The sequence below is a fragment of the Acinetobacter sp. YH12070 genome (genome assembly GCF_013419625.1).
GTDB lineage: Bacteria > Pseudomonadota > Gammaproteobacteria > Pseudomonadales > Moraxellaceae > Acinetobacter > Acinetobacter amyesii.
Window position 1 is genome coordinate 1 of the sequence record NZ_VOZT01000089.1, and the last position, 7950, is coordinate 7950.

Sequence of the window (7950 nt, forward strand, 5' to 3'; positions counted from 1 at the left end):
TCATGAGAAAGCCCATATAAATGGGTAATGTACAAGTTGCTGTAGAAGCATGTTTAATTCGTCTGATCACAGATACTTTATAAAGTATTTTAATACTTTTTTGAATCAGTCAATGCGTAAGTCCTATTATATTTTCAGTCTTTATGATCCTCGCCATCGGGATATTGGCTTATTTGATCCAACCTTCAGGGACCCTGGCAGCGTTTAAAACATGGCATTATCAACATCCCACACAAATCACTACAGATACTCACTCAGCGGCGCCCTATCACGTAAAGTTCTTTGGCGTTTCCACCTTACTGTTTGACGATGGTCAAGAGCAAATCCTCATCGATGGCTTCCTTAGTCGGCCATCGCTCAGTCGAACCATATTCACTCAAATCCAAAGTGATCAGCCTTTATTACACAGCTATATCGACCAATACGACTTAAAACGCACTCGTGCTATTTTCGTGACTCATTCACATTATGATCATGCGCTCGATATTCCAATGTTGGCCCACCAGCTCCCCAAGGCCATGATTGTCGGCTCTAAAAGCACCTTAAATATCGCACGGGCAATGCCAATCGCTGAATCACAATTGCACGAAGTTCAAGCTTGGCAGCCGATGCAAATCGGTAAATTCACCATTACTGCGATCCCCTCGCAACATACTCCGCCAACGGCCGTTAATGATGATTTGGGGGAACAAATTTCGCAGCCACTACAACTCCCTGCACATTTTAGTCAGTTTAAAGAAGGTGGATCATATGACTATCTCATCCAACATGGGCCGCATTACAGTTTAGTCAAAGCCAGTACGGGTGCTGTGCCCAAACAATTGCAAAAACTAAAAGTCGATACTTTATTTCTAGGCTTCGCCCAACTTTCCAAGCAAACGGCAGCGTTTCAACAGCAATATTTCAAAGAAACCTTAGCGACTCTTCAACCCAGCACCGTGATTCCAATTCATTGGGATAATTTTTTCAAACCACTGAATCCAGAGCTCGAATTTTTGCCCCGTTTTGCCGATGACACCCCTCAAAGCCTAAATCTATTTATACGCTCGGCATCAGCTCAAAACACCAAGGTGGTTTTACTCAGTCAACCTGTGTCGTTTGAGTTAAAAAATTCAGGAAAGCGCTAGATTGACTGTGCGATACTGACATTCAATTTTTAGGCACTGATCTAACTAGGCATGAGGAAAATCATACATATCGACATGGATGCATTTTTTGCATCTGTAGAGCTGCGGGAACGTCCAGAACTCAAGCAGCTTCCTGTTGTTGTGTCTTCACATCACCCTCGTGCAGTCATCTGTGCCGCGTCCTATCCTGCACGTGAGTTTGGTTTACGCTCTGCAATGTCGATGGCACAGGCCCGTAAACTCTGCCCACAGGTCGTGGTGATTGAACCTAATTTTGAAAAATATCGTGCCGTTTCGGCACAAATTCATGCCATTTTTCAACGATATACGTCGCTGATTGAACCGCTGTCTTTAGACGAAGCTTATTTGGACGTCACAGAAAATTTACAACACATCCCGAGCGCCACCGAAGTCGCTATGCGAATTCAGGCAGAGATTTTACAAAGCACTGGTTTAACTGCCTCCGCAGGTGTCGCGCCCAACAAATTTTTGGCTAAAGTCGCTTCTGATTGGAACAAACCCAATGGCATTTGTATTATCAAACCTTCACAAGTTCTGCATTTCATCCATGACTTGGCACTGAAAAAAATTCCTGGCGTGGGAAAAGTCACTCAAGAAAAATTAAAAGCCATGCAACTCAATACATTAGGTGATTTACAACAAATTGAAGAAGCCGTTCTGATTCATCATTTCGGTAAATATGGACGGCAACTCTATCTGTATGCACAAGGGATTGATGAACGACCGGTCCAATCTAGCCGCGAGCGTCAACAGATTTCCAAAGAAACCACTTTTGATGATGATCTCACCCTGAGCCAATGTCGGCCCTATTGGCCCAAACTGATTGACCAAGTTTGGTCTAGTTTAGAAAAAAAGCAGTTAAGCGCACGTGGTGTATCGGCCAAATTAAAACTGAAGAATTTCCAAGTGCTACAGCACAGTAAGAGTTTTAAAACGTCACTGAATCATCGTGAAGACCTTGCGCAGGTGTTACAGCAATTACTGCATGAAATGCATATTTCTGAGGAAGATCAATTTCGCCTGATTGGCGTAGGGGTCTATCAATTAAGTGCGCAAAACCAAGAAGCACAACTTTCGCTGCTCTAAAAACTTCAAGAAGATCATATTTGCTTAAGATTTAGGCAGAAGAACAAAATTAAAGCAATTAGCTATTCACAAAGCCTAAAATTAGAGTACTCTATCAGCGCACTACATTATCCGTGTATGCGCTGAGATGCTGAAAATCACCTTTACTTTCAGCATGCTGTCCTGTGATTGGCGTGACGATCAAATCCGAATATTACAGGGCAACTCTGTTGTCAATCATGGAATACCCCGCTGTATGCCTTCTGAAAAATCTGCTCCAAATCCTCAAAATATTTCACAAAATCAAGAACAACGCGCTCGTAAAGCCGCATTAAGTAGCTTCATTGGTGCCGTAGTCGATTGGTACGATTTTTTACTTTATGGCATTGTTGCCGCACTCATTTTCAAAGATCAGTTTTTCCCCAGTATTGGCAACAATATGGGCACACTTGCTGCTTTAGCCACATTTGGCGTCGGCTTCCTATTCCGTCCATTAGGCGGCATTGTGTTTGGACATTTTGGTGACAAGCTGGGTCGTAAGAAAATGTTGGTGCTCACCGTCATCCTGATGGGCATTTCGACTGTCGGTATCGGTTTATTACCCAATTTTGCGGCCATCGGTTGGTGGGCCCCGATCCTGCTCGTGACACTTCGAGCAATACAGGGTTTTGCGGTTGGTGGTGAATGGGGCGGTGCGGCTCTGATGGCCGTAGAAAATGCCCCGAAAGGCAAAAAAGCCTTTTACAGCAGTGGTGTACAAATTGGCTATGGCGTCGGACTCGTTCTGGCAACAGGCGCTGTGTCGTTGATTATTGCCACTTTGGGTGAAGATGCTTTTGCTGATTGGGCATGGCGAATTCCCTTTATTGCCAGTATTATCTTGCTGGCTATCGCGATGTGGATTCGACGTGATCAAGACGAATCACAAGAATTTGTCGACCATGTGGTCAAAGCTCAACAAACGCTACAAAAATTACCGATTCTGCAAGCGATTAGCCAACACCCAAAAGCCTTTTTCTACATTATTGCGCTGCGCCTGACCGAGTTACTCACCATGTATTTGGTGACGAACTTTACACTGAATTATTCCACCGCTCAATTGGGCATGGACAAACAGTTCTTCCTCAATATCACCTTAATGGTTGGTGCCATTAGCTGCTTCAGCATTCCCCTCTTTGCGTGGCTAGCAGATCGATTTGATCATCGTAAAATGTGCGTGCTGGGTGGATTGATTGGTGCGCTTTCAGCTTTTCCCTTCTTCATGGCCCTTGATGCACAAAATACTTGGCTAATTATTGTCGGTGCAATTTTCCTTGCCAATATTGCCCATGATATGGTGGTGAGTGTACACCAGCCGATTTTCACCTCCCTGTTTGGTACCACCTATCGCTACAGTGGCGCAGGTGTCGGCTATCAAGTGGCCAGTATTATCGGTGGTGGCTTTACCCCAATGATTGCAGCAGCTTTGGTGATTTGGGGTGATGGTTCATGGCATTATGTAGCAATTTACCTTGCTGTTGGCTGTTTATTGACGGCCTTGGTTGCAGCTACAATGCCTAAAACTCAAGATTAAGTGACCTTTTTGCTTTCAGGATATTCCGCATGACCATCCAACGCCTGCATGTTTCAAAACGCTTTTCCGAAATCGCTATTTCAGGTCAATTGGTCCATTTGGCAGGTCAATTGGCAACAGACCTTGATTTAGACATCAAAGGACAAACACAGCAAACATTTGAGATCATTGATCAATTCCTTGCAGATGCCGGCACAGATAAAAGCCAGATTATGTCAGTGACCATTTATCTTAAAGATATTGAACAGGATTATGCCGCATTTAATGAAGTATGGGATGCGTGGGTGTCAGACATTGAAGCATTACCCAGAACTTGTGTCGAAGCCAAATTATACGACCCGCGTGTACGGGTAGAATTAACTGTCGTAGCCGTTAAGCCTGAATAACCATTAAGCCTGAATAACAATAAAAAAAGCATGTCTAAAGACATGCTTTTTTTTGCAAAAGGCTTTGCTCTTTGAATCCCTAAGATCCAATAATTTTGATCTTTTTACGTTCCAAATCTGAATATAAATGATATTTTTTCAAATCATTAACCGGTACAAATGGCGCTTGTACACGCTGCTCATTTAAGAAGTCTTCGCGTAATTGAACGTACTCAGGCACATCATCATAACGAATGACACGATAGCCTGCCAAAGCGAGCAAAGCATCTTGATATTGCGACTGCTGCATCCGTTTTAGCACCATCGGATCATCTAAAGCGACGATCGCCAAGATCTGATGCTGTTCATCTAGGACGACAAAGTCCGCCACCATATTTCGATACTTGTTCCGCGTACGATAATATTTCGTGGTCAACAGTGCATCAAAAGACACATGCGCAAGGATCGTATGCTTAGGCAAAATTTCTTTTAAACGCGTGTAGGTTAATTGCTCATTAATGTTGAAAATAGCACGTTGTTTCAATGCGCTATCTTGTTGCTTAGAATCACCTTCTAAACTTTTCCAAGCCATTATGAGCACACAGAAGAGTAAAATACTCCCTATTACTATGTATATAGTCATCTCATAATCCTTTATATTTCTTATATTTTTGGTTTTTGACATACTTCTTATGAATACGAAGTATACAACCAGTATTATTTTTTTAATTTCCTATTAAAAAAAATAACTCTAACTTTCACACAATACGTATTTAAACTGACAAAAAGTTGCAAACTTAAAGCGTCAAACATCACATGCCACTTCGTTCAGAGTAATAGCATCCATTGCTATATACAGATACTTTAGATCATTCGCTAAAACGACAGCAAGTGCATTTCCTCTCACTGTCAGACAATTCCGATAAGCTGTCAAATTTTGCTCGTATTTCATTGAGATAACCGACACACATATGGCATTGAGCTTGTAACAACATATAAAAATGCAAACTGTCTGATGCTGCCGAGCATATCAGCCATAAAAAAAGACACCGAAGTGTCTTTTTTTATTTAATCATTTTAAGCACGTGATTTAGGCTTTGATTTTCCTTTGGGTTTCGGACCACCAAAAGGTTTTTTCGCATCACCCGTTTCACGCGGCGGCAGACCAGTATGCTGCGTCAAGATTTGACCGCGCTCAGGACGCTTGGTATTTGACGGACGCGATTGAGCAGCCTTAGTCCGATTACCTTGTTCGCCTGTACGTTTTTGTGAATCACCCGCAATGCTTGAGTTCTTTTTACGTGCAGATTGGTATTGACCCTCAGCACTGCCAGCAGGCTGATACGTCGGAATCAAATGCTGTTTTGAGTTCCCGATCAGATCCTGACGCCCCATTTCTTTGAGCGCTTCACGTAGCAACGGCCAGTTGTTTGGATCATGGTAACGCAAGAAGGCTTTATGCAAACGACGGCGTTTTTCACCTTTCACGATATCGACATTTTCGGTATAACGCGCCACTTTAGCCAACGGGTTTTTACCTGTGTAGTACATGGTCGTTGCAGTCGCCATTGGTGATGGATAGAAGGTTTGCACCTGATCGGCACGGAAACCATTCTTCTTCAGCCAAATCGCCAAGTTCATCATGTCATAGTCCGTCGTACCCGGATGCGCTGCAATAAAGTAAGGAATGAGATACTGCTCTTTCCCTGCTTCCTTACTAAAACGATCAAACATTTGTTTGAAACGGTCATAGGTCCCGATCCCCGGTTTCATCATCTTCGATAATGGACCTTTTTCGGTATGTTCAGGCGCAATCTTCAAGTAACCGCCGACGTGATGTGTCACCAATTCTTTGACATATTCTGGGTTTAACACCGCAAGGTCATAGCGTAAACCAGAACCAATTAGAATCTTTTTAATCCCCGGCAATGAACGCGCTTTACGGTATAACTGGGTTAAAGGCGCATGATCGGTGTGCAAGTTTTGACATACACCTGGGAATACACACGACGGCTTACGGCAGTTCTTTTCAATCTCAGGATCTTTACATGCCAAACGGTACATATTGGCCGTTGGACCGCCTAAGTCAGAAATGATCCCAGTAAAACCCGGTGCGGTATCACGAATTTTTTCAACTTCACGCAAAATCGATTCTTCAGAACGGTTTTGAATGATACGCCCTTCATGCTCTGTAATTGAGCAGAAGGTACAGCCGCCAAAACAGCCACGCATAATGTTTACAGAGAACTTAATCATGTCAAAGGCAGGAAAACGCGCTTCACCATAAGCTGGATGCGGCAGACGTGCATACGGCAAGTCAAACACATAATCCATTTCTTCTGTAGTCAATGGAATCGGCGGTGCATTCAGCCAAACATCACGTTCACCATGCTTTTGCACCATCGCGCGCGCATTGCCCGGATTAGTTTCCAAATGCAAAATACGGTTGGCATGTGCATACAGCACAGGATCATTCGCCACATCTTCATAGGCAGGTAAACGAATCACCGCCAATTCACGCGGCGGCAATTTATGCTTAATGGCTTTTGATGCAGGCTGCAGCTGCACGATTTGCGTATCGGCGTCTAAGTTATCACCTTCACGAACAATCGGATTTGCTACCGCTTCTTTTTGGAAGCCTTGATATTGCGTAACGCTGTCTTTGCCTTTCTCGATTTCACAGCCTTCAAGGTCTTCAGTCATCACGTACGGGTTAATGATCGGATCGACACGGCCAATCGCATCGACATCATTTGATGCGATTTCAATAAACTTCGCTTTTGAAGCCCGGTTATTTTTATTCACAATAAATGCAGTACCGCGGACATCCGTAATCTCTTGGATTTTTTCACCGCGAGCCAAACGATGCATGATTTCCGTGATTGAACGTTCACCATTACCATACATCAATAGATCGGCTTTCGAGTCCATCAATACTGAACGGCGGACTTTGTCTGACCAATAATCATAATGTGCAATACGGCGCAGCGAGGCTTCAATACCGCCCAATAATACAGGCACATCTGGATAAGCTTCACGCACACGCTGGCAATAGACTGTTGCTGCGCGGTCTGGACGTTTATTCGGCTGATTATCCGGAGAATACGCATCATCTGAACGGATTTTACGGTCAGCTGTATAACGGTTGATCATCGAATCCATGTTGCCGGCTGTCACGCCCCAAGCAATATTTGGTTTACCCAATACACGGAAGGCTTCTACATTGGTCCAGTCTGGCTGAGCAATAATCCCGACACGGAAACCTTGTGCTTCAAGGGTACGGCCGATAATGCCTGAACAGAATGATGGATGATCGATATACGCATCACCGCAAACCAAAATAAAGTCGCAGCTATCCCAACCGAGTTGATCCATTTCTTCGCGTGACATCGGCAAAAATGGCGCAGGGTCAAAACAAGACGCCCAATATTTGTCGTAATCAAACAACGCTTTTGGCGCAGTCTGCATAGTATAAGCAGTAGACATGGCTAGCAATTCTCGGCTGGCAGATGGAATGATCTAAAAAAAGATCAAAGAAGATGAAAGCCGATCATTTTACCATGAATTCCATTCATCATGCTTGATTATAATTTATACAATAGCTACAGAATCATTGAATTGTTTTATATAGACATCAGATGTAATAGTGCTGTAGCACGACTATAAAACAAGAGGCTCTAGACTAGCAGATTTGCACTTAGTTTTACCTAATGAGGTCCCACAACTCTGTTGCTAGCTCATTAGGCTCCCTCATCCAACGCCATTCTGTTTCTTTAAGATGATAATCAAAATACTCTTT

Annotated in this window: 6 protein-coding genes and 1 pseudogene; 4 read left to right on the forward strand and 3 right to left on the reverse strand. The window is 43.5% G+C overall.

Features of this window, described 5'->3' with window-relative positions; translation table 11 throughout:
• The first annotated feature begins 143 nt into the window (after positions 1 to 143).
• From FTU17_RS16225 to FTU17_RS16240, 4 genes are all read left to right on the forward strand, one after another.
• Positions 144 to 1127, forward strand: coding sequence for an MBL fold metallo-hydrolase (locus tag FTU17_RS16225; protein WP_180136029.1), 984 nt, complete (start codon positions 144 to 146; stop codon positions 1125 to 1127).
• Positions 1128 to 1178: 51 nt separating this feature from the next.
• Positions 1179 to 2234, forward strand: a complete 1056-nt coding sequence (dinB, locus tag FTU17_RS16230) for a DNA polymerase IV (RefSeq protein ID WP_180105622.1) — start codon at positions 1179 to 1181, stop codon at positions 2232 to 2234.
• A gap of 235 nt (positions 2235 to 2469) precedes the next feature.
• Positions 2470 to 3786 carry a shikimate transporter gene (gene shiA / locus FTU17_RS16235; RefSeq protein WP_180136033.1) on the forward strand — a complete coding sequence of 439 codons (1317 nt, stop codon included), beginning with the start codon at positions 2470 to 2472 and terminating at the stop codon, positions 3784 to 3786.
• A 29-nt stretch (positions 3787 to 3815) separates the two neighbouring features.
• On the forward strand, positions 3816 to 4172 hold the full coding sequence (locus FTU17_RS16240) for a RidA family protein (RefSeq protein WP_180010720.1): 357 nt from the start codon (positions 3816 to 3818) through the stop codon (positions 4170 to 4172).
• Between the two features lie 79 nt (positions 4173 to 4251).
• On the opposite strand, the gene FTU17_RS16245 is transcribed toward FTU17_RS16240, so the two are convergent.
• From FTU17_RS16245 to FTU17_RS16255, 3 genes and pseudogenes are all read right to left on the reverse strand, one after another.
• The gene (locus tag FTU17_RS16245) at positions 4252 to 4794 is read right to left on the reverse strand and encodes a DUF2726 domain-containing protein (RefSeq protein WP_078189487.1); all 543 of its coding nucleotides are present in this window, start codon (positions 4792 to 4794) and stop codon (positions 4252 to 4254) included.
• A 434-nt stretch (positions 4795 to 5228) separates the two neighbouring features.
• Positions 5229 to 7637, reverse strand: a complete 2409-nt coding sequence (locus tag FTU17_RS16250; protein WP_180136031.1) for a YgiQ family radical SAM protein — start codon at positions 7635 to 7637, stop codon at positions 5229 to 5231.
• Between the two features lie 217 nt (positions 7638 to 7854).
• Positions 7855 to 7950, reverse strand: a pseudogene (locus FTU17_RS16255) (IS1595 family transposase); the annotation flags it as partial.

Coding starts and splice junctions, on each gene's coding strand:
- shiA (WP_180136033.1), top strand. CDS start 2,470: ATGCCTTCTGAAAAATCTGCTCCAAATCCTCAAAATATTTCACAAAAT.
- FTU17_RS16245 (WP_078189487.1), bottom strand. CDS start 4,794: ATGACTATATACATAGTAATAGGGAGTATTTTACTCTTCTGTGTGCTC.
- FTU17_RS16225 (WP_180136029.1), top strand. CDS start 144: ATGATCCTCGCCATCGGGATATTGGCTTATTTGATCCAACCTTCAGGG.
- FTU17_RS16240 (WP_180010720.1), top strand. CDS start 3,816: ATGACCATCCAACGCCTGCATGTTTCAAAACGCTTTTCCGAAATCGCT.
- FTU17_RS16250 (WP_180136031.1), bottom strand. CDS start 7,637: ATGTCTACTGCTTATACTATGCAGACTGCGCCAAAAGCGTTGTTTGAT.
- dinB (WP_180105622.1), top strand. CDS start 1,179: ATGAGGAAAATCATACATATCGACATGGATGCATTTTTTGCATCTGTA.